The following is a 22266-nucleotide window of genomic DNA, read 5'->3' on the forward strand; positions in this document are numbered from 1 at the left end:
TATTTTGTCGGATATAGTGGTCTATTTATTAATATTTATAGATAAATTTGGTTAAAAAATAACAAAAATCGACTTTTTATGCTAAGGAAAGGAAAGCAGAAATCCTGGGAGTACAGGATTTCTGCCTGAGGAAGCGGGGGGAATGAGAGAGGAGTCAGGAACGACGAGCATAAAGGTGTATATTACTTAAGAGGTAACTTACTCGGTAAAATGAATTAACGGTTTGTCAGGCCTCCGGACTCGGCACGAGATACGACTTTAGTACGATATTGGTCTTTTACCAGACCGATTCTTGGGAAAATAGTGTTGAGTCCGATAAATTTAGCCTGAATTTCAGGATTATTAGAGCGGAAATCCATATTTTTGGCGTCAAAAAACTGGGCGTCAGCGATATTGGTAAAATTCAGATTGTCTTTTACGGTAAAAGTACCATTTTTTGGAGTAGTGACTGCACCGGATTGTACGAATACATTATTGGAAATATTGGAGCCGTTTGGATATTCAGGGTACCAGTTCGGGTTCAGGATATCAGCCCACAGGTTTGTAGTGTAACCATAAGTTGCTTTCAGATCTTTGCCGTATTGCAACCATGCGCCGGAAGTCGGGTTTTTGCTCAGTAGATTCTGGGCATAAGCACTTGTAGCTGTGTAACCGCGCTGGATACCGCGATCATCAATCTGTCCGGCTTTTTGAGTGTCGATGACCATGTTGTTGCGAGCCAGGTTATCATGTCCGCCACCCATCAGGAAGCCAGTCTGGGATTGTTGAATGATGTTTTTGCTGACTACATCACCGCTATCGCCATCGTCAAAGTAGAAACCGTTGGAACGCTGGTTGTGATGGATAAAGTTGTAGCGCAGTACGTTGCCGTATGAAGTCCAGTCCTGTGGTGTGTAGAAAGCACCAGTATCACTTTCAACCAGGGAAGTATTGTGCACTTCGTTGTATTCCATCAGCAGATTGTTGTTTGAAGGATATTTGATCGCTGCTTTTGGTGTATCATGCACCAGGTTATGATCAACAGTCACGCCAACCGATTCACGAACAACGATTCCTTCGAGGCTGGACAGTGTACCGACTTTGTAAATATGGTTATTGCTGATCTTGGTATTGGAGTTGGTCAGTGTGGCACGGTTGCCGGAGTAACCAACGGTAATGCCGCTTGCACCGACTTCGAATACATCGTTACTTTGAATGATATTGTTGTTGCCATAGTAGTCTACGATACCGCTGCCGGTTACATAACATACATTGTTGCCGGCGATAGTGATATGGTGGGAACGCTGCAGTTCAAATCCGTTGCCCATACCGCCTTCTACGTCAAAGCCGAGGAATTGAATGTAGGAAGCATCGTTGAATTTGACGATGGATGATTTGTTATCGGCGATGGTTACGATTTGTTTGGTCAGGTCGCCGGTAGGATAGTAGTAGATTTTGCCGTCTTTAAAGTCCAGTGCCCATTCGCCCGGTACATCGATTTCATCGAGGTAGTTGATGGCTTTCCATTCTTCCAGGCCGCTGCCGACACGGTAGCTTACACTTGTATCCGGGATAAATGGCTCGCTGTTCGCTGCTGCCAATCCGTATACGCTGGATGTTGCAGTTGCTGCGCCAAGCGGTGGAACGATCAATGAAGGTGTTTCATATACGTTGGATGATACGTTGTTATTGGAAGAGGACAGATACGTAACTGGTGATTGTTGGGTGAATGAAGTGGAAGTGCTGTATACATTGGCAGTAACATTGGTAGATTTGAGAGTAGGATTGGTATTTACGACAGTCCGGCTGAACTTGTCACCCATGCCGCCGCTTGGAATATCTTTCAGAGAGATGATGGAATCCGCAGGGTAAATAGCGCCTACTTTGCTTGTTACCGGACTCCAAGCTGTTCTCCAGAAGCCTTTAACGTACAGATCATGACCCTGTGCCATGGATTTTTTCCAGCGTTCGGCACGGTTGGTATTATCGGCATTTAGATCATCAGTGGAATCTCCATCTTCCGGGATACCACCTTCACCGTAATAAAAGGATTTGGAATCGGCGGAACCGTTCATAGTTACCCAGCCGGCACGGTTGGAGTTGATGGCCTGGTCAGCGTTCGGCCACTGGGCGATCGGCTGGCGGATACCATCAACGATCAGATCTGCGATACCCCATTTCTCGGTAAAAGTGCTGCCGCCTTCGAATCCGGCGATATTTTGGATGCCGAGAGCCGCTGCATCAATCTCGCGCAGCTTGCTGGCACTGATAGCAGGGTTTACACGAGCTGCTGCATCAGCGCTGAGCGGCTTCCACATTGTAGGGTCGACGCCTTTGCCTGTAGTCAGGTTGACGGTCTCACCAGGATAGGCGCGGTAGATGACCGGTTTGTCTGCTGTTCCGGAATCCTGTGGGAACATATCGAGTGTGCCTGGCAGATTGTAGGTTCCACCTTTGACCCAGACGGTTACGCCACCAGCAGGCAGGACACCTTTGTAAGCACGTACAGCTGATCTTGCTTTGGTGATGGATTTATATGGAGCTTCTTTTGTTCCTTTGCCTGTAACATCATTACCTGTCAAATCCACATAGATGTTGGCGCCGGTCTGAACGATATTGCCGCTGCTGACCATCCGAGTGGCTGCTGCTGCATAAGTGGTTTTGGTTTGTGTTGGCAGGAAGCCAACCAGTAATGCTGTCGATAAAGTCAATGCTGTCCATTTTTTTGCGTTAAACATGATGAATTCCCCCTGATATATTGGATCCGGTAAGTAACCCGGTAAATGGATTAAAAGGTAAAAACATTTTTACTTAATCCGTGAAATAAAAAGGTAAGATAAGAGTAGAACCTTAAACACATCCAGCAAAATGATAATCTTGTCGAATGGTCAGGTACAAAGGAGTGAGTGTGGTTCCATCGGCTTATAATTACCAGTGGTTCATAGGTGAAGTAAAAATGTTCCTTTCGACATTTTTAGTATAATACAGCTGGGTATATCTGATAACCGCCTGAATTTCTTATTCTTTATTAGAGGTAAAAGAGTAAATTATTAGGAAAAAAGCGCGAATATAGTAGCTCCTTCCTATTACATAGCAAGCAAAATTCAAACTGGGACCTTATAGGTAGTGAATAACCATGTATAAACGTACATAGTAGGACCATCAATCGCTAAATAAAGGCACAAAAAAGGCTCTGGACTAGTCCAAAGCCTTCCTAAAGGGTATGAAATATTAATAGATACTCCTATGATTCGACAGATTAACGCAGATTAGGACGATAGGGATCTTTGAAAAGTCCAATCTGTGCATATACTTTATTGATATTCGGGAATACGGACAGTACCGCACGATTGCTAGTCTGCGGATGAATGCTAGAATCACTGTGGGTAAATCCTTCCAGGTCGGTTAGCCGAATATCCTTGATCCGGGTATTGTGTGCAATCATTCCGGTATCTACGAGTATATTATCGAAGAAATAGTAGGTATCTCCGTCCAGCAGGTTGACCGCCTGCCATCCTTCGGTACCGCTGCCTACCCGGTACACCTGAGCGGTTACCGTAGCCGGCGATTCAGCATAGACATTATGATGAACGGTGCCGAATTCACGGTCTGCATAGCTGTCTGACCCGGCAGGATCAGTTTCTTCCATATAGGTGCTGCTCGTTACGGAAAGATCTGGAGTTGCTGTAAGACCCACTCCGGGAGCATCCATACTCCATTTGGAACCCATGCCGCCTTCGGGTATATCCAGCAGCCGGATTGTATTTCGTTTGACATCGATCCGCTCCACCTTGTTCATGACCGGATCAAAGTCGGTCCGCCAGAATCCGCGCAGATACAGATCATGCCCCTGCTTCATGGAAGCGGACCAGCGGCTGCTGCGTTTGCTGCCATCCGCATCCATATCATTGGTAGTAATCCCATCAGTTGGACTGGACGTCCTCCAGGTCCATAATAGAAGGACTGCGCGTCTGCAGAGCCATTCATGGTCGCCCAACCTGGCAGACCACCGCCCACTCCCTGGTCCGGATTGGGCCATTGGGAGACAGGCTGCCTCACTCCGTTTACGATCAGATCGGGAATACCCCATTCCTGGACAAATGTCGTACCGCCAGGAACCCCGTCAATATTTTTGATGTGGAGTGCTTTTAAATCCCGTTCCCGCAGTTCATCTGAAGATACTTTGGGGTGAACACGGGCAGTTGCCTGGGGATTGAGTTTTTTCCAGGCGGAAGAAGGGATAACCTTGGCAGTGGTAATTGTTGCCCGCTCGCCAGGATAGCTGCGATAGATGACCGGACTGCCGGGCGTCCCGGAATCCTTCTCCAGAAGTTCAAGTGGAGCGGAGAGGTTATACTCTCCTTTACGCAGCCATACCGTAACTCCGCCTTTAGGGCGGTTCTGATACGTATTCCGGACAACTGATTGGGCTTTGTCCAGTGTACGGTAGGGACGTTCCAGGGTACCGTTGTTTGACGTATCGCTTCCTTTTGGAGAAATGTAAATATTGACCGTTGTTACAGGAGAAGTTTGCAATGGAGTCTGCTCTGGTTCACTCGTGGAAGTAACTTTGTCATTGGCAGCGTGAGCAGGAATTGTTCCGGACAATAACAGTAACAGACTGGTCAGCAGACACAGGGATTGCAGTGCATAATGACTGCGTTTCATGATTTCACTCCTTTTCCTAATTGATATTGAATGTGCGATACTGATGTCTGACAGCAGGGACAGAGACAGCTGCAATTACGGTTACAATTACGATGAAGTGGTGCTTGGCAAGCATATAATGAAATCTGTATCTTTGATACAATTTTCACTATAAAATACAGGTAATATTACTAATCTCCTTATATATATCATTTATTCCAAATAATTATACTTATTCTATCCTTAATTAGTCAGATATTTATAATTTCCAAGTACATATTAAGTATCAGTATGACCAAAAAACCCTGGAATAATCCAGGGTTTTGGTTGTTATTATTCAACTATATGCCGTTTGATAGCAGTCAATTTATTCATTAAAAGGATTACCGGTTACTTGTGCCTCCGGACTCTGCACGGGATACGACTTGGGTGCGGTATTGGTCCTGCATTAAGCCGATTTGCGGGAAAATAGTATTGAGTTCGCTAAATTTAGCTTGAATCTGTGGATTGTTGGAGCGGAAGTCCAAATTATTAATATCGAAAAATTGAGCATCGGCGATATTGGTCAAATTCAGGTTATCCTGTACAGTGAATGTACCATTTTTGGGAGTGGTTACAGCACCGGTCTGGACAAATACATTACTGGAAACATTGGAGCCATTAGGAAATTCCGGATGCCAGTCGGGATTCAGAATATCCGACCACAGATTGGTGGTATATCCATAAGTTGCTTTTAGATCTTTACCATACTGCATCCATACGCCGGAAGTCGGATTCTTGCCGAGCAGATTCTGGGCATAGGCACCTGCCGCTGTATAACCACGCTGGATACCACGATCATCGATCTGTGCAGCTTTTTGAACGTTGATTAACAGGTTGTTGCGAGCGATGTTATCATGTCCGCCGCCCATCAGGAAGCCGGTTTGGGATTGGTGAATGATATTTTTGCTGACTATATCACCACTGTCCCCATCGTCAAAGTAGAACCCATGTGAACGTGGATTGTGATGGATAAAGTTATAGCGCAATACGTTACCATATGAAGTCCAATCCTGTGGTGTATAAAATGCGCCTGTATCGCCTTCAACAAGGGCAGTATTATGCACTTCGTTGTATTCGATCAACAGATTATTGTCGGAAGGGTATTTGATCGCTGCTTTGGGTGTATCATGCACCAGATTGTGATCGACTGTGACACCGACGGACTCACGTACAACGATACCTTCAAGACTGGATAGTGTACCTACACGGTAGATGTGGTTGTTGGTAATGCGACTGTTGGAATTGGTCAGGTTGGCGCGATTACCCGCAAAACCAATAGTAATCCCGCTGGCACCCACTTCAAATACATCATTGCTCATAATGACGTTGTTATTACCGTAGTAATCGACAATTCCGCTGCCGGTAACATAAGATACGTTATTGCCTGCGAGAGTAATATGATGGGAACGTTGTAACTCAAATCCGTTACCCATGCCGCCTTCCACATTAAAGCCAAGGAACTGGATATAGGCAGCATCGTTGAATTTAACGATAGAAGATTTATTATCAGAGATTGTTATGACTTGCTTGGTCATATCGCCAGTAGGATAATAGTAGATTTTGCCGTCTTTGAAGTCCAGTGCCCACTCGCCCGGACGGTCAATTTCATCCAGGAAGTTGATTGCTTTCCATTCCTCCAGCCCACTGCCGGCACGGTAGCTAACACTTGTATCCGGAGTAAACGGTACACTGCTGGGAGCTGTCAGGGCATATACATCTGAAGCAGCAGTTGCTGGTGCTGCACTGATCGAAGGAATAGAAAGGGTCGGGAAGCTGTAAGCATCGGACAAAACGGTAGCAGATGATGAGGCACTGGCAGTTGCAGATGAAGCATCAGGAGTAGCAGTAGATGAACTGGTGGATGGCGAGTATCCGTTGTTAGTTACAGTATTTGGCTGCATCGTCGGGTTGGAAGGGACAATCGTTCGACTATATTTATCTCCCATACCGCCATTTGGAATGTCCTGCAGGGAAATGATGGACTCGGCTGGATAGATGGCACCGACTTTGCTGGTTACCGGACTCCACGCTGTTCTCCAGAATCCTTTGAGGTAAAGATCATGCCCTTGTTCGATCGACCTTTTCCAGCGTTCGGCACGACGGGTCTGATCCGCATCCAGCTCGTCAGCTGTTTCTCCATCTTCGGGAATACCACCTTCACCGTAGTAAAAGGATTTGGAATCGGCTGATCCATTGGTCGTAGCCCATCCAGGACGATTGGCGCCTGCTGCTTCATCCCGGTTTGGCCATTGGGAGATCGGTTGGCGAACGCCGTCAACGATCAGGTCCGCGATGCCCCATTTTTCGGTAAAGGATGTTCCTCCTTCGAAGCCGGCAATATTCTTGATACCGAGAGTTGCGACGTCAAGTTCACGCAGCTTGCTTGCACTTACAGATGGATGTACACGGGCAGCAGCATCAGCATTCAGTGGCTTCCAAAGAGCAGGGTCGATTCCTCTACCTGTAGTCAGATGGACAGTCTCGCCCGGATAACTGCGATAAATGACAGGTTTGTCAGCTGTACCGGAATCCTGCGGGAACATTTCCAATGTGGCCGGCAGATTGTACGTTCCGCCTTTGACCCATACGGTTACGCCGCCAGCTGGCAAAGCGCCTTTATATGCACGTACAATAGATCTCGCTTTCGTGATTGTTTTGAATGGAGCCTCTTTGGTGCCTTTACCCGTAATATCGTCTCCCTTGGTGTCTACGTAGATGTTGGCACCCGTTTGCAGAATGCTGCCGCTGCTCAGTGCCTGGCCTGTCGCCGCATAAGTGGTTCCGGTTGGTGCGGGTAAGACGCTGATTAGCAGCGATGCCGACAAAGTCAGTGCAGTCAATTTTTTGAAATCCATCATGTTGTATTACCTCCTGATGTGTGATTGTACCGCTTAGCGATCTGGTCAGTAAATCATATGAAAAATAGAAACATTTTTACTTAATCCGGGAAAGACTAAAGGGTGTAGTTAGAAAGAATATCTAAAGTCCTGTATGGAAAATTTTAAATTAAAAGTTTGATGATTCTGAGTTCCTATGATTTCTAGTTCTCATAGGTGAAGTAAAAATGTTCCTTTTAATATATTTAAGTATAATATGTAAAAAATAAACGAATATTATACAATAATTCCTATATTTTCTATAAATAATAGATTATAAATGTAGGAAAAAGGGATCTGGACAGCAGCCATTTTTTATTCTTTTTAGGAAGTCAGTTAGCCGATTATCCCGGTCTATCCCTGTACTCCCAAGATTTCAGGTGGAAAGAACTTACATAAAAATGCCCCTGAGTTCATCAGGGGCAGAATAAGATATACTTTTTATAATAGTCAACTGTTTATTTCCATATTTCAATATAAATTCAGGATGGAGCAGGGCGGTATTGGTCTTTGAAAAGTCCGATCTGTGAATAGGTAGTATTAATGTCTGGGAACACAGACAGTACGGCTGTATTGCGGGTCTTCGGCTGAACAGTAGATGTGACTTTGCTGAATCCCTGCAGATCGGTCAGCCGGATATCCTTGATTCGCGTATTATGGGCAATCATGACTACCCCTTTTTTGGGACCGGCTATAGATCCGGTCTCGACCAGTATATTATCGAAAAACCGGGAACCGTTTGGATACTCCGGATTCCAGTCGGGATCCAGTACATCCTGCCAGAGGTTACGTGTATTATATCCATAGGTACTGGCCAGCACCGTACCATAGCTTTTCCAGGGTTCCTCAAAAGGATGCTTCTCCAGCAGTGGCTGGGCCTGTTCGCTGTCCGGCGTATAATTGCGCTGAATGCCGCGATCATCAATCTGGACCGAAGCGGCATTGATAATCAGATTGCCGTAAGCCTGATTGTAATGGCCCCCGCCAAAGATAAAGGCTTTGGAGACGTTGCTGATCACATTATTATAATAGGTATCTCCGCTGTCTCCGTCATCGGCATAGAATCCGTTGGCTCGTGGACTGTCGGCAATATGATTGTAACGCAGTACATTGCCATAGGAGGACCAGTCTCTCGCTGTATAAAAGGCCCCGGCATCTCCATCGATCAGGGAGACATGATGCACCCGGTTGTATTCAAACAGCAGGTCATTGCTCGATGCATAGCGGATACCATGCTTGGGCATATGATGCAGTAGATTATGCGTAATCGTCATGCCGATCGATTCGGTAATAATCATGCCTTCCAGATGGATCAGATTGCCGATATCGTGAATATGATTGTTTACAATCTGGGTGCGGGAAGGAATCAGATTCATCCGGTCGCCGGAATGACCAACGCTGATACCGAAGCTTCCTGTCTCATAGATATCATTGCTTCGCATGACATTGTGATGTCCGTAATAATCGAGAATGCCTCCACCGCCCACATTGCGTACCGTATTGCCTGCCATCGTAATATGATGGGAGTGTTGGAGCTCGATTCCGTTATTCATGCCACCTTCAATTGTAAGTCCGACCAGCTGGATATAGGAGGCATTATACATTTCGATAATAGGTTCGGAACGGTCAGCGACGATAATATCCTGATCTGCAATGCTGCCGTTTGGATAGTAGTACAGCTTGCGATCATGAAAATCGAGTGCCCACTCGCCGGGCGTATCAATCTCATCCAGCAGATTGACCGCCTGCCATTCTTCTTTGCCGGTACCTACCCGGTAGACCTGATCGGTTACCGTAGGCGGAGCTGGCGGTTCGGTGTATACATCCTGAACGACCGTATCGGCTGCTCCGTATACACTATCGTTTACGCCAGGAGGGCTGTCCCATGGCGCATAGGCATAGGTACTGCTCATGACAGAGGGACCCGGTGATTCAGGTTCTTCCATGCCAGGGGCTGCCTGACTCCACTTGGAGCCCATACCGCCTTCCGGTACGTCGACCAGCCGGATGGTATTCCGGTTCACATCAATCTGCTCTACCTTGCTCATGACCGGATCAAAATCGGTTCGCCAGAAGCCTCGTAAATACAGGTCATGTCCCTGGGCTACCGAAGCGGCCCAGCGGCTGCTGCGTGCGGTTCCATCTGCATCCAGGTCGTTGGTAGTCACGGCGTCTTTTGGCTGACCGCCAGGTCCATAATAAAAGGATTGGGCATCCGCCGATCCATTCATGGTGGCCCAGCCGGGACGTCCACCGCCGACTCCCTGATTGGGATTTGGCCACTGGGAGATGGGCTGTCTGACCCCGTTAACGATGAGATCGGGAATTCCCCATTCCTGGATAAAAGTAGTACCTCCGGGAAATCCCTGAATATTGCGGATATCGAGTGCCGTCAGATCAAGCTCCCGCAAATCTCCGGCATAGACGTCGGGATGAACACGGGCAGCAGCTTCAGGATTCAGCGGTTTCCAGGCAGCGGGCGGGATGATTTTGGCTGTAGTAACGATGGCCTGCTCCCCCGGATAACTGCGATAAATGACGGGACTGCCGGGTGATCCGGAATCCTCTTCCTTCAGATTCAGCGAAGCGGGCAGGGAATAGCGGCCTTCTCGCAGCCAGACGGTAATTCCACCCTCGGGACGCTGCCCATACGTATCACGGACAACAGAACGCGCTTTGCCCAGGGTACGGTACGGGCTCTCCAGGGTACCCTTATTCAGGGCATCACTCCCTGTTGGAGAGACATAGATGTTCACCGGTGTGACAGGAGAGAGTTCGGACTGAAGTGGACTGGAATCATCCATCCCGGAATAAGGTCCACTATTGGCAGCGTGGACAGGAACAACTGTAGACAGCAGCAGCAATATGCCGGTTATTATACATAACAGCTGCAGCACATAACGACTGCGATTCATGATTTCACTCCTTCTCTTTGGAAAATAGGGAACAGCGGCTCAGAATAAGAGCAGCACAACTACGAAGTGATAAAGTGTTACCTGCATTGATATAATAAAATATAATTGATTTGAAACAATTTTGGGCAAAATAATCCAAAAATATTATAAATATGATAAAATATAGCACTAAGTCTTTAAAATGAGAGATGATAACTTCCTGTTCTCATAATAAAGTTTTATCAAAAAATAGTTGGGAAACTGTACGTTGAAGTGGATTGAAGCGGCGTGACGCCGGGTTATAATGGAGTAATACGGCACATCATTCAACAAGAGCATAGAGGGATACAGAAGAGAGGCAGCTATTTGGCCCATATAGATCGCACGATAGGATATCCGGTGGAAAAGCAAAAAAGCTGCTGCACCAATAAGGTACAGCAGCGAGAAAATCGGAGAGTTAGGCCCGTTCCAGCAGCGTCTGGTATGTGGACGCATTCATTCCTTTGACAAGACGAATCAGCAGTTCCTTGGCTGCATCATAGTCATCCGTATGAATAATGGAAGAAGAGGTATGAATATATCTTGCACAGATCCCGATGACGGTTGAAGGAACGCCAATTCCACTCAGATGAACCGCTCCCGCATCCGTACCACCCTGAGAGACAAAGTACTGTACCGGAATCCGATGGGTACTGGCTGTATCCTGGATATATTCCACCATTCCGCGGTGGGTGAACATGGTCGGATCGTAGATGCGCAGCAGTGCGCCTTTGCCGATATGACCGAATGCATTGCGATCACCTGTCATGTCATTGGCGGCACTGCAATCCAGTCCGAAGAAAATATCCGGCTGGATCATTTGTGCCGCTGTACGAGCGCCGCGCAGTCCCAGCTCTTCCTGTACCGTAGCACCGGAATAGACCGTGCCGCCGAGCTTTTCGCCCTGCAGCGCTTGCAGCAGTTCGATCGCCAGGCCGACGCCATAGCGATTATCCCAGGCTTTGGCCATGATTTTTTTGGGATTTGCCAGCGGAGTGAACTCACACACCGGCACGATCTGCAGACCGGGGCGGATACCGAGCGATTCAGCTTCCGCCCGGTCATCGGCACCGATATCGATATACATGGTCCGGATGTCCACCGGTTTATTACGCTGTTCGGGACTGAGCAGATGGGTAGGCGTTGAGCCGACCACACCGGTTACCGGTCCATGATCGGTAATGATGTGCAGCCGCTGGGCGAGCACGACCTGGCTGAACCAGCCCCCAAGCGGTTGAAACAGCACAAGCCCCTGCTCCGTAACGCCTGTCACCATAAAGCCTACTTCATCAAAATGCCCGGCTACCATGATCTTCGGGCCATTCTCTTCGCCGCGTAGCACGCCGAACAGACTTCCCAGCCGATCCTGCACAAACTCATTTGTATAGGCAGACATTTTCTCCTTGACCAGCTGCCGCAGTTCCCGTTCAAAGCCGGATACGGCCGGGAATTCGGTTAATTGTTTAAACATCTGAAGTGTGTGTTGATCCATTCCATCGTTCACTCCTTAGCATAATTTGGCTCATACCAGTATGAGGGTACTGTCGAAAAATGTCCAACCATACTCGTGGAGATTTGGGACATGTAACTATATTTATTCCATCCAAAAGTGACTACGCCCTATCGTTCATGTACAATATACGTTATAACCATATTTCTGTTATGAAATATTCTTATATAGTAAGAATAAGCCAGCGGCAGGGCAAAAGGATTGTCGAATTTGCTGACTGGCGACTTTGAATCTATGAACCTGATGTAGGAGGTTTTCAATATATGCCGGCACGTAAGGAATCGATGCAAGTCATCGCAGCTGTAAGATCCAACCTGGAATCATGCATACTTGGAAAGTCTTTTGAAATAGAGCTTCTGCTGACTGCTCTGCTCGCAGGCGGACATGTCCTGATTGAAGACGTTCCCGGAACAGGCAAGACGCAAATGATCAAAGCGCTCGCAAAATCGATGAGCGGTCAATACCGCCGGATTCAGTGCAATCCCGATTTACTGCCGAGCGATATTACCGGCGTGTCCATTTTCCACCCGCGGGATGAGCAGTTTTATTTCCGTCCGGGTCCGGTTATGACCAATATTCTGCTGGCCGACGAGATCAACCGGGCCACGACCAAGACGCAGTCGGCACTACTGGAAGTAATGGAAGAGCGCAATGTGACGGTCGATGGCGAGACTCATCCGCTGCCGCATCCGTTCATGCTGTGTGCGACCCAGAACCCGATTGATTTTGAAGGAACCTATATGCTGCCGGAAGCGCAGCTGGACCGGTTCATGATGAAGATTACGATCGGTTATCCGGATGAGCAGACCGAGAAAAATCTGCTGCTTCAGCAGGGAGTGGCCGGACAGCCGGTTGACCGTCTGGAGCCTGTCACCGATATGCAGAGCATTGCGGATATCCAGCAGGAGATTCGCGGGGTGCATATGGATGAATCCGTCAGCGACTATCTGGTACGGATTATCCGGGCGACGCGCGAACACCGTTCGGTACTGCTCGGTGCAAGTCCACGGGCGACGCTGTCCTTTATGATGGCAGTCAAAGCGTACGCCTTTATTCATGAGCGCGATTTTGTGCTGCCGGATGATGTGAAGCGTCTGGCGCCTTATATTATCGGTCACCGTATACTTGCCCGTCCGGAAGCACGGATGGAGCGCATGAGCGCAGACCGGATTATGCATCAGATTCTGGAGCAGATCCCGGCTCCTGTATCGGTGGGGCCATAATACCATGAGAGCACTATTTTCATATTTGCGGCTGAATCTGCAGCGCCAGCATCAGCCATCCAAATTATGGCTCGTCGTGCTGGTATGGATCGGCTGCCTGTTGTATATGCTTTTTCAGGGCGGCAAAACGTCGGTCATGTTGTTCTCCATGGTCACACTGCTGTCCCTTTATCTGATTGGCGGAGGCTTTCGCGGCGTGGGACGTGCGCGGGGCAGCCGTCATTTGTCTATCGGCGGCGATCATAGCGAGATTATCCATGCGGGCGATCAGGTGCAGGTGCGCCTGAGTGTGACCATTCCGGGCTTCCTGCCGCTGCCGTATGTGATTGTCCGTGAGACGCTGAAGCGTCATAACGGCGAATCATGGTCATTTGAGGAGAGTCTGATTCCGAGCATGAGAGGCAAGGGAGAGCTGCTGTTCCAGACGCCGCCGCTGGAGCGCGGGCGTTATCGTTTCTATGGAACAGAGTGTATCAGTGAAGATATTTTCGGACTGCTGGAGAATAAGGGCAAGTTCAACGCTCCCGGTGAATTTCTGGTGCTGCCGCGGACAGCTTTTGTTCCTTACTGGGAAATGGGTTCTCGTCACTCGCGTCTTGGCGGACAGCAGACTTCGCAGCTGATGTCCCGTCCCGAGACTAACCAGATCAACGGAGTGCGTGACTATGTGTACGGTGACCGTATTTCCCGGATTCACTGGAACGCGACCGCACGTACCGGGATCTGGAAGTCCAAGGAATTTGAACATGAAGCACTGCCCAAGACCGTCATTGTGCTGGATGGGATGGCCGATCATTATGAATCGGGTACCCAGTTTGAGCTGGCGGTATCGGTCGCTTCGTCCATGCTGGAATACGGCATGCGCGAGCGAATGGGTATGGGTTTATTTACAATTGGTGAAGACAATTATTCATTCCTGCCGACGGATCAAGCGGCAGACTGGCACCGGATGCAGGTGCATCTGGTAGATATTATGGCGGATGGCCGGGGCGAGCTGCTGGATAAGCTGGAGCGGGATGCACGTCTGTTCCCTGCAGGTTCGCTGTTTGTCCTGATCAGTCCGCTGCGCGGTGACAAAGCCTGGGAGATTTTCCAGTTTGCACGAATGCGTCAGATGAATCCGGTACAGATCCGGATCGAAGGCAAGGAGCAGGAATCCGCCGGACAGGAACCTGCCGTTGATCATATCCGGGGTGTGGCCAGCTATGCGCTGAATTCCCTGGATCAGCTGCCGGTGGTTTTAGGAGGGAGAGCCCTATGATAAAGTGGTGGAGCGGTATTCGCAGCTCCTGGTATTACTCGCTGTGCCTGTTATGGGTGATGATTATTGCCTATCAATGGATTCAATATGCGGCAGACATCTGGTATACCGAGACGACATTACTCGTACTCGGAACGATGGCTGCTGTTGCAGTTATAGATATTGTACTGCCGGTCAACGCCTGGTATCGGCTGCTGATCAAGCTGGTGGCGGTTATTGTAGTGGTATATTACGCACTAGATTATTATGGTATATATCACTGGCAGCCCGGCGAATCGCCGATGGCGAATCTGGAACTGTTCATAGAGACGCTTCGTTCCTATGTGTGGTTCGTAATCTCTGCCTGGGTGCTGCTGGAGGTCTCCGCGCGCATCGGTACGTCGCGCCGGGCGATCATCATGTTTGTCGGTACGAACATTATCGCGCTGGCCGTTCTTGATTCCTTTACGGCTGCGACATTATGGCAGGAAGTTGCCTGGGTGGTATTTGCCGGAATGGGCTGGCTCGTGAGCAATCATTTCCGTTATTTTCAGGAGAGATTCCCCAAAGGCTGGAAGCATCTGCGCAAATATCCGCTCAAAATCATGTTTAATATCGCCGTAATTTTCTCGATTGTACTGCTAGCGGGGATCAATATGCCGGAGATTCAGCCGACACTGAAAGATCCGTATACCGCCTGGAAAAACTGGCGCGGCGAGTCGGTTATTACCATTAATGGCTCGAGTCCGCTGGATGGACAGGGTGCTTCCTCCGGCTACAGCCGGGAAGACTCCAATCTGGGCGGCGGCTTCAACTTTGACTACACGCCGGTAATGACGGTGAGCACTACCAGCCGTAGTTACTGGCGCGGCGAGACCCGTCTGGCCTATTCGGGTACGGGCTGGATTGATCGTTCCGGCAATGGCTGGCGGGAGCTGGATCCGGTAAAAGCCGGAGACGAGCTGTCGCTGGATGAGAGTTCGGATGAAGACAAGCGCAGCGTCAAGCAGCAGGTAAAAATGCTGTCGGACAACAATACGACCTATCCGGTGCTGTTCGGTGCGTATACGATTGCTCGCATCGAAGACGTCAATGGCGGAGATGATACGAGTCAACTGGACTGGCGCAGCAACAACGGTGAGGTGCACTGGAGCCAGACCCGGCAGAATCGGCAGTACCCGGAATCCTACTCGCTCGTATCGAGAGTACCTGTCGTACCGGTAGCCGATCTGGAAAAGGAAACCTACAACCAGCTGTATGCCGGCAAATCGCTGGAGCCGTATCTGCAGGTGCCGTCGGATTTCCCCAAACGGGTCAAAGATCTGGCAAAGGAAGTAACTGCTTCGGCAGAGACGCCTTACCGCAAAATCGAACTGCTGCAGCAGTATTTGCAAAATAATTATGCCTATACGAACAACCCGGATCTTTCCCGCCAAAAAAGCAGCGACTTTGTCGACAGCTTTTTGTTTGAGATCAAGGAAGGGTACTGCGATTATTATTCCACTGCCATGGTCATGATGGCCCGCTCGCTGGATATTCCGGCACGCTGGGTCAAAGGTTATGCGCCCGGTCAGGCGTCCGGCTATGTCACCAATGACTATTTCCCTGACGGTGCAACCGAATATACGGTGACCAATGCGGATGCCCATTCCTGGGCAGAGATTTATTTTGCCGGGTATGGATGGATTCCGGTGGAAGCAACGCCGGGCTTTGATATGCCGCTGTTGACCGAGAGTGTACAGACACCTGCGGCGACGCCGGATACACCGGAGCAGGAAGAAACTGCACCGCAGCCGGAAGCGGAAGATACCAAGGCTCCTGTGCAGGCTTCGGATCGTGCCGTATCGCCAGCTGTCGTCTGGACAGCGGCAGTGCTGGTCGCTGCATGGACCGGATTCATGCTGTATCGTTACCGTCGCCAGCTCAAAGCAGCCTATACGCGTATTCGCTACGGAGAACCGATGACACCACAACAGAAAATCATGGCGGAATCCAAACGCTGGCTGAGCTGGATGAAGCGGCATGGCATGGATCGTCAATCTCATGAGACCCTGCGGGAATCGGTAAGCCGCTGGCGGGAGATGCGTCCCGAACTGAGCGGAGTGCTGGACCCGCTGCTGGCCCTGTTTGAACGGGCCAAGTACAGTCCCGAGGTGGTTACCGAGGATGAATGGGTATCGATGAAGCAGCATTTGCAGGATTTACGAAAGTTATGGCGCAAATCTGCCGCAAAGTAGTATAATGGATAAAGTGCGTATCGGCCGGTCTCGATGGAGCACCGGTCGATATCGTGTGAGCCAGAGTATCCCGATCAAAAAAATACCATGAAGTTCAAAATAACGCCGCATAGCGGCGTTTCTTTTTGTCAGAGTGGTTAAATTTATGATATAGTTTGTCGTATGAAATCGAGGTGAATAAAGCTTGTTTGAATTACTCATTCCTAAATTACGTGTAAATACAGTATTTGATATTGATCTGGAAAAGCTGTACGCCCAGGGCTATCGGGGGATCATTACGGACCTTGACAATACCCTGGTCGGTGCCAAATCACCTACGGCTACGCCTGAACTGATAGAATGGTTCGCCAAAGTAAAAAAGTACGGATTTGAACTGATTATTGTATCCAATAACAAAATGGACAGGGTCTCCCTGTTTGCCACTCCGCTGGATATTAAGTTCGTGCATGCAGCACGTAAGCCGTCCAATGCCCCTTTCCGGAAGGCGATGAAATTGATGAACTGCCGCGATGATCAGACGATCGTTGTGGGGGATCAGCTGTTGACGGACGTGTATGGAGGGAATCGTCTGGGCTTATTCACAGTTCTGGTGCTGCCAATCGCTCTCAATGAAGAGGGCTGGCGAACCCGGTTTAATCGTCAGGTGGAACGGCTGGCAAGAACAAGACTTCGCAAAAAAGGCTTATGGGCTGAGGAGGAACGCAATAAATGACAGAACTTAGCGGGTTAACCGCTGGAACCAAATGCAGCGGCTGCGGTATCGTGCTGCAGAATGAATCCCCGGATCATCCGGGCTATATACCGGCACAGGCGCTTGAACGGACACCACTGCTGTGTCAGCGCTGTTTCCGCATACGTAACTACAATGAATCGTCGACAGTAACGGTAGATCAGAGTGAATTCTTACGTCTGCTTGGTCAAGTAGGGGAACAGGATGCACTGGTCATCCATATTGTCGACCTGTTCGATTTTCACGGTAGTGTGATTTCCGGACTGCAGCGTTTTGTAGGCAATAATCCTGTAGTACTGGCGGTCAACAAGATCGATCTGCTGCCCAAAGTAACCAACTGGAACAAGCTTCGCAACTGGGTCCAGAAGGAAGCCAAGGAACTTGGACTCAAAGTCGAAGATATCGTACTGTGCAGTGCCAAGCAGAATACCGGGTTTGATCGTCTATTGGATATTGTCGGCTCGATGCGCGGTGACCGCGACGTCTATGTGGTCGGCGCGACCAATGTCGGCAAATCGACGCTCATTAACCGTCTGATCTCCGATTACAGCGATCTGGAAGAAGAGTTGACCACTTCCCGTTATCCGGGTACGACACTGGATACGGTGAATATTCCGCTGGATGACGGTCATTATATTATCGATACACCGGGAATTGTATACGAATCCCGTTATACCGAATTGGTGAACAAGCAGGATCTGGCTGCGATTATGCCGGACAAACCACTCAAGCCGCTTGTGTACCAGTTAAATCAAGGACAATCTCTGTTCTTCGGTGCGATGGTACGGTTTGACTATATTCAGGGAGGACGTCAGTCTTTTACCCTCTACTTGAATAATCGCCTCAAAATCCACCGCACCAAGCTGGAGCGCGCAGATGAACTGTATGCGAACCATGCAGGTGAGATGCTGGCTCCGCCGGTCAAAGCGGATCTGGACAAACTGCCGGCGTGGACACGTCACGAGCTACGTATTCCCAAAGGCAAACCGACGGATATCTTCATCTCCGGACTGGGCTGGATCAAAGCTAACAGTACGGACGGCGCACTCGTTGCCGTACATCTGCCAAAAGGCGTCAAAGTGATGATGCGTCCGTCGCTGATCTGATCATTTCGTAAGTAATGAGGAGGATGAGAATAATGACTGACCGTAATCAGGCCAACAAGCAGGCTGCTCTGCTGCTCGGAGTCATGGGTGATCCGATCGCCCACTCCATGTCCCCGGTAATGCATAATATCGCATTGGAAGCGGCCGGACTGCCGGGAATGTATGTGCCGCTGCACGTCAAGCCGGATCATCTGGCCGAGGCGGTCACAGGCGCCCGTGCCCTTGGGTTCACAGGCTTCAACGTCACCATCCCGCATAAGGTGGAGATTATGAAGCTACTGGACGAACTGGACGAATCCGCAGTCAGCTGCGGAGCGGTGAATACGGTAGTGATCCGTGATGGACGGATGAAAGGATATAATACCGATGGCATCGGCTATGTGCGTTCACTGCGTGAGGAAGCCGGGGAACTGGCCGACAAGCGGGTGACCGTACTGGGCGCCGGAGGAGCAGCAAGAGGGATTGTCTATGCGCTGCTCAAGGAAAATGTCGCCGGTATTACGCTCATCAACCGTACGGTGGACAAAGCAGCACAACTGATTCGGGAACTGAACGCTTCCGATGCACAGATGCAGACAGCGACCTATGAAGAGCTGGCAGAGTATCTGCCGCAGACCGATATACTCATTAATACGACCTCGATCGGTATGCATCCGAATATGGACGAGACGCCTGTAGCCGCGGAGCTGATTCCGGAAGGCATTATTGTCAGTGATCTCATTTACAATCCGATGGAGACACGCCTGCTGCGTGAAGCACGTGCCCGGGGCTGCCGGACGGTAGGCGGACTGGGTATGTTCATTTATCAGGGCGCGTATGCGTATGAATACTGGACAGGACAGGAAGCGCCGGTGTCGCTGATGCACAGCGCGGTACTGGAAGCACTGAACCATGCAAATCATTAATTATAATTAAGGGGATATACAATGCTAACTGGAAAACAAAAACGTTATTTGCGCAGTCAGGCGCATCATCTGGACCCGATTTTCCAAATCGGTAAAGCCGGTATGAATGAAGGTATCGTCCGTCACGTTCTGGATGCGATCGAGACACGTGAACTGATGAAGGTATCCGTACTGAACAACTGCCTGGAAGAGCCAAAAGATCTGGCCGAGCAGCTGGCTGAAGGTACAGGAGCCGAGCTGGTACAGGTTATCGGACGCACAATCATTCTGTACAAAGAGTCCAAAGATCACAAGCAGATCGAATTGCCTAGAGGTTAAGTCAAAGTCAGGCAGCCGATTTTGCTGGAATAAAAAATGATTCGGTGGTGGGTTCATGAAAGTCGGTATTATGGGAGGTACATTTGATCCTGTGCATATCGGGCATATGCTCGCCGCAGAGGCCGCGCTTGAAGGCTGCGAACTGGATGAAGTCTGGTTCATGCCGTCACATATTCCGCCGCATAAGCATGCGGCCGGTGTAAGCGGAGAGCAGCGTCTGGAGATGGTGGAGCATGCCATTGGCACCAATCCGGCATTCCGTACGCTCGATATCGAGCTGGTCCGCGGCGGTGTATCCTATACGATTGAGACAATCCGTGCGCTGCAGGAGCGGTATGATCAGCATGAATTCTACTTTATTATCGGAGCGGACATGGTAAACTCATTGACCGAGTGGCATGGCATCGAAGAGCTGGCCCGGCGTCTGACCTTTGTTGGTGTAGGGCGTCCGGGCTCGGTCATTCATACGGAGACCATGCCTGCCTATCTGCAGCCGAGAGTGGTGCTGGTCAATATGCCGCAGGTGGATATTTCTTCTACAGACATCCGTGAACGTCTCGCTGCCGGCAAAACCGTCCGTTACATGGTGCACGATCATGTGTATGAATATATCAAGAGGAGTGGACTCTATGAATCTGACACGCGCTGAACTCATTCAATCCGTCTCCTCTCAAATGCCGGAAAAGCGCTGGCGCCATACCGAGGGTGTCATGCAGTCTGCTGTCGTACTCGCCCGGCGTTATGGGGCAGACCCCGACAAGGCGGATCTTGCCGCCATTTTACACGATGTGGCCAAATACTGGCCGAGTGACCGTCAGGAGCAGCTGCTCCGCGACAAGGCGCTCAATGATGAACTGCTGTTATATGATAAGCCGCTGTGGCATGCGGAGATCGGCGCTTATGTCGCCGAGACCGAATACGGTATTGAAGACACGGAGATTCTCAATGCCATCCGCTATCATACCTCCGGCCGCGTAGGCATGACGACTTTGGAAAAGGTCATCTGTCTCGCGGATTATATTGAACCTGGCCGTGATTTTCCGGGAGTCGACCATATTCGCCGTCTGGCGGAGACCAGTCTGGAAGCCGGACTGGTCGCAGGATTTGATTCCACGATTAATCTGCTGCTGGCGCGGCGTCAGGTGATTTACCCGTTAACGGTATTGTCCAGAAATGATCTGGTCAAACAACTTGAATTGGAGGGAGAACTTTAAATGGCATTAAATCCGGAACAATTGCTGCAAATGACAATTGACGCAGCCGAAAGTATAAAAGCTCACGACCTGGTGGCACTGGACCTGAGAGGAATCTCGCTGGTAGCCGACTATTTTGTAATCTGTCATGGTAACTCGGATACACAGGTACAATCGATCGCATCCGAGGTGCGCAAGCGCGCCCATGATGCCAATGTAGTAATCCGTGGTATCGAAGGCGTTAACGCGGCACGCTGGGTACTGATCGACCTGGGTGACGTCGTGGTACACATTTTCCATCGCGACGAGCGCGAATATTACAATATCGAGCGTCTGTGGTCCGACGCCAAAGTGGTGGAGAAAGTATGAGCCTGGAAGCAGGAACGATTGTCACGCTTCCCATCGGGCGTGAAGTATCCCCTTATGGCTTTTTCCTGACTGATGGTGAGCAGGAAGTACTGATGCATTACAGCGAACTGATCGGCAAAGTAAAAGTCGGCGACCGGGTGGAAGCATTTATTTTCCATGATACCGAAGATCGTCTGGCCGCTACGATGAAAAAGCCGCTGCTGACTCTGGGAGAACTGGGCAAGCTGAAGATCGCCGATCTGCATCCGCGTCTGGGTGCTTTTCTGGAAATGGGGCTTGGACGCCAGCTGCTGCTGCCGATGAGCGAACTGCCGGAGAAGCCGGAACTGCGTCCGCAGATCGGTGACGAGGTGTATGTGGTGATGCAGCATGACCGTCAGGGTCGTCTGCTCGCCCGTCTCGCCGGTGAAGAGGAATTCAATCCGCTTGTATTCCATGCACCAACCAGCTGGATGAATGAATGGGTGGAAGCGCTGGTGTACAAGCCGCTCCAGATGGGTACATTTGTACTCGTGGATGGCGGCGTACTCGGCTTCGGCGTACTCGGTCTGATTCATCAGAACGAACGCAGCCGGATGCTGCGCCTGGGGGAACGGGTCAAAGTACGCGTGACCCAGGTACGCGAGGAAGACGGACGTGTGAATCTGTCCATGATCCAGCGCAAGGAAATCGGACGTGATGAAGACTCCCAGCGTCTGCTGTCCTTTATGCTGGATCGCCCGGACAAGGCAATGCCTTATTCGGACCGGACTCCACCGGATGTCATCAAGCAGCGCTTTGGCATCAGCAAAGCAGCTTTCAAGCGCGCACTCGGCAAGCTGATGAAAGAAGGCGTTGTCGTACAGGATCAGAACTGGACACGTATCGTGGACAAGGATGCTCCTGCCGCTGAAGGCACACAGGAATCCCAGCAATAAAGGGAACGATTGATTTTCAATTACAGACGGAAAGGTTAGGA

At 49.8% G+C, this 22266-nt stretch carries 17 protein-coding genes; 11 read left to right on the plus strand and 6 right to left on the minus strand.

Translation table 11 applies throughout. The annotated features are described in order from the left end of the window. Positions 1-215: 215 nt before the first annotated feature. From WH45_RS06695 to WH45_RS06720, 6 genes are all read right to left on the minus strand, one after another. Positions 216-2717 carry a right-handed parallel beta-helix repeat-containing protein gene (locus WH45_RS06695; protein ID WP_046213605.1) on the minus strand — a complete coding sequence of 834 codons (2502 nt, stop codon included), beginning with the start codon at positions 2715-2717 and terminating at the stop codon, positions 216-218. A gap of 521 nt (positions 2718-3238) precedes the next feature. Then, positions 3239-3883 (minus strand): hypothetical protein, encoded by a 645-nt coding sequence (locus WH45_RS06700; protein WP_046213606.1) that lies wholly within the window; start codon positions 3881-3883, stop codon positions 3239-3241. Continuing rightward, a complete protein-coding gene (locus tag WH45_RS06705; RefSeq protein ID WP_046213607.1) occupies positions 3835-4647 on the minus strand; it encodes a hypothetical protein in 813 nt (270 codons plus the stop codon). The genes WH45_RS06700 and WH45_RS06705 overlap by 49 nt, the downstream gene beginning before the upstream one ends. A gap of 362 nt (positions 4648-5009) precedes the next feature. Next, a complete protein-coding gene (locus WH45_RS06710) occupies positions 5010-7526 on the minus strand; it encodes a right-handed parallel beta-helix repeat-containing protein (protein WP_046213608.1) in 2517 nt (838 codons plus the stop codon). A 500-nt stretch (positions 7527-8026) separates the two neighbouring features. Further along, entirely contained in the window at positions 8027-10459 is a 2433-nt protein-coding gene (locus WH45_RS06715; RefSeq protein WP_046213609.1) for a right-handed parallel beta-helix repeat-containing protein, read from the minus strand. A gap of 436 nt (positions 10460-10895) precedes the next feature. Continuing rightward, positions 10896-11969 carry a M42 family metallopeptidase gene (locus WH45_RS06720; RefSeq protein ID WP_046213610.1) on the minus strand — a complete coding sequence of 358 codons (1074 nt, stop codon included), beginning with the start codon at positions 11967-11969 and terminating at the stop codon, positions 10896-10898. A 281-nt stretch (positions 11970-12250) separates the two neighbouring features. Between WH45_RS06720 and WH45_RS06725 the strand changes: the two genes are divergently transcribed. From WH45_RS06725 to WH45_RS06775, 11 genes are all read left to right on the plus strand, one after another. Beyond that, positions 12251-13210, plus strand: a complete 960-nt coding sequence (locus tag WH45_RS06725; RefSeq protein ID WP_046213611.1) for an AAA family ATPase — start codon at positions 12251-12253, stop codon at positions 13208-13210. 4 nt (positions 13211-13214) lie between these two features. After that, positions 13215-14471, plus strand: a complete 1257-nt coding sequence (locus WH45_RS06730) for a DUF58 domain-containing protein (protein ID WP_046213612.1) — start codon at positions 13215-13217, stop codon at positions 14469-14471. Next, entirely contained in the window at positions 14468-16687 is a 2220-nt protein-coding gene (locus tag WH45_RS06735) for a transglutaminase domain-containing protein (RefSeq protein WP_046213613.1), read from the plus strand. Before WH45_RS06730 ends, WH45_RS06735 begins: the two co-directional genes overlap by 4 nt. A gap of 184 nt (positions 16688-16871) precedes the next feature. Continuing rightward, positions 16872-17399: a YqeG family HAD IIIA-type phosphatase gene (locus tag WH45_RS06740; protein ID WP_046213614.1), complete on the plus strand. Its 528-nt coding sequence runs from the start codon at positions 16872-16874 to the stop codon at positions 17397-17399. Next, complete coding sequence (gene yqeH / locus WH45_RS06745; RefSeq protein WP_046213615.1) at positions 17396-18523, plus strand: ribosome biogenesis GTPase YqeH; 1128 nt, start codon at positions 17396-17398, stop codon at positions 18521-18523. The genes WH45_RS06740 and yqeH overlap by 4 nt, the downstream gene beginning before the upstream one ends. A gap of 32 nt (positions 18524-18555) precedes the next feature. Further along, positions 18556-19428 (plus strand): shikimate dehydrogenase, encoded by an 873-nt coding sequence (locus WH45_RS06750; RefSeq protein ID WP_200897664.1) that lies wholly within the window; start codon positions 18556-18558, stop codon positions 19426-19428. A 21-nt stretch (positions 19429-19449) separates the two neighbouring features. Further along, positions 19450-19746 carry a ribosome assembly RNA-binding protein YhbY gene (yhbY, locus tag WH45_RS06755; RefSeq protein WP_046213616.1) on the plus strand — a complete coding sequence of 99 codons (297 nt, stop codon included), beginning with the start codon at positions 19450-19452 and terminating at the stop codon, positions 19744-19746. Positions 19747-19801: 55 nt separating this feature from the next. Beyond that, the gene (nadD, locus tag WH45_RS06760) at positions 19802-20395 is read left to right on the plus strand and encodes a nicotinate-nucleotide adenylyltransferase (protein ID WP_046213617.1); all 594 of its coding nucleotides are present in this window, start codon (positions 19802-19804) and stop codon (positions 20393-20395) included. Beyond that, positions 20376-20960: a bis(5'-nucleosyl)-tetraphosphatase (symmetrical) YqeK gene (gene yqeK / locus WH45_RS06765; RefSeq protein ID WP_082096566.1), complete on the plus strand. Its 585-nt coding sequence runs from the start codon at positions 20376-20378 to the stop codon at positions 20958-20960. Before nadD ends, yqeK begins: the two co-directional genes overlap by 20 nt. Continuing rightward, on the plus strand, positions 20961-21308 hold the full coding sequence (gene rsfS, locus WH45_RS06770) for a ribosome silencing factor (protein ID WP_046213618.1): 348 nt from the start codon (positions 20961-20963) through the stop codon (positions 21306-21308). Further along, entirely contained in the window at positions 21305-22225 is a 921-nt protein-coding gene (locus WH45_RS06775) for a CvfB family protein (protein WP_046213619.1), read from the plus strand. Before rsfS ends, WH45_RS06775 begins: the two co-directional genes overlap by 4 nt. Positions 22226-22266: the final 41 nt, after the last annotated feature.

The organism is Paenibacillus wulumuqiensis (genome assembly GCF_000971965.1).
Classification (GTDB): Bacteria; Bacillota; Bacilli; order Paenibacillales; family Paenibacillaceae; genus Saccharibacillus; species Saccharibacillus wulumuqiensis.

Excerpts from the sequence above, each read along its gene's own strand:
- WH45_RS06695 (WP_046213605.1), bottom strand. The coding sequence starts at position 2,717 with ATGTTTAACGCAAAAAAATGGACAGCATTGACTTTATCGACAGCATTA.
- WH45_RS06700 (WP_046213606.1), bottom strand. The coding sequence starts at position 3,883 with ATGGATGCGGATGGCAGCAAACGCAGCAGCCGCTGGTCCGCTTCCATG.
- WH45_RS06705 (WP_046213607.1), bottom strand. The coding sequence starts at position 4,647 with ATGAAACGCAGTCATTATGCACTGCAATCCCTGTGTCTGCTGACCAGT.
- WH45_RS06710 (WP_046213608.1), bottom strand. The coding sequence starts at position 7,526 with ATGATGGATTTCAAAAAATTGACTGCACTGACTTTGTCGGCATCGCTG.
- WH45_RS06715 (WP_046213609.1), bottom strand. The coding sequence starts at position 10,459 with ATGAATCGCAGTCGTTATGTGCTGCAGCTGTTATGTATAATAACCGGC.
- WH45_RS06720 (WP_046213610.1), bottom strand. The coding sequence starts at position 11,969 with ATGGATCAACACACACTTCAGATGTTTAAACAATTAACCGAATTCCCG.
- WH45_RS06725 (WP_046213611.1), top strand. The coding sequence starts at position 12,251 with ATGCCGGCACGTAAGGAATCGATGCAAGTCATCGCAGCTGTAAGATCC.
- WH45_RS06730 (WP_046213612.1), top strand. The coding sequence starts at position 13,215 with ATGAGAGCACTATTTTCATATTTGCGGCTGAATCTGCAGCGCCAGCAT.
- WH45_RS06735 (WP_046213613.1), top strand. The coding sequence starts at position 14,468 with ATGATAAAGTGGTGGAGCGGTATTCGCAGCTCCTGGTATTACTCGCTG.
- yqeH (WP_046213615.1), top strand. The coding sequence starts at position 17,396 with ATGACAGAACTTAGCGGGTTAACCGCTGGAACCAAATGCAGCGGCTGC.
- WH45_RS06750 (WP_200897664.1), top strand. The coding sequence starts at position 18,556 with ATGACTGACCGTAATCAGGCCAACAAGCAGGCTGCTCTGCTGCTCGGA.
- yhbY (WP_046213616.1), top strand. The coding sequence starts at position 19,450 with ATGCTAACTGGAAAACAAAAACGTTATTTGCGCAGTCAGGCGCATCAT.
- nadD (WP_046213617.1), top strand. The coding sequence starts at position 19,802 with ATGAAAGTCGGTATTATGGGAGGTACATTTGATCCTGTGCATATCGGG.
- yqeK (WP_082096566.1), top strand. The coding sequence starts at position 20,376 with ATGAATCTGACACGCGCTGAACTCATTCAATCCGTCTCCTCTCAAATG.
- rsfS (WP_046213618.1), top strand. The coding sequence starts at position 20,961 with ATGGCATTAAATCCGGAACAATTGCTGCAAATGACAATTGACGCAGCC.
- WH45_RS06775 (WP_046213619.1), top strand. The coding sequence starts at position 21,305 with ATGAGCCTGGAAGCAGGAACGATTGTCACGCTTCCCATCGGGCGTGAA.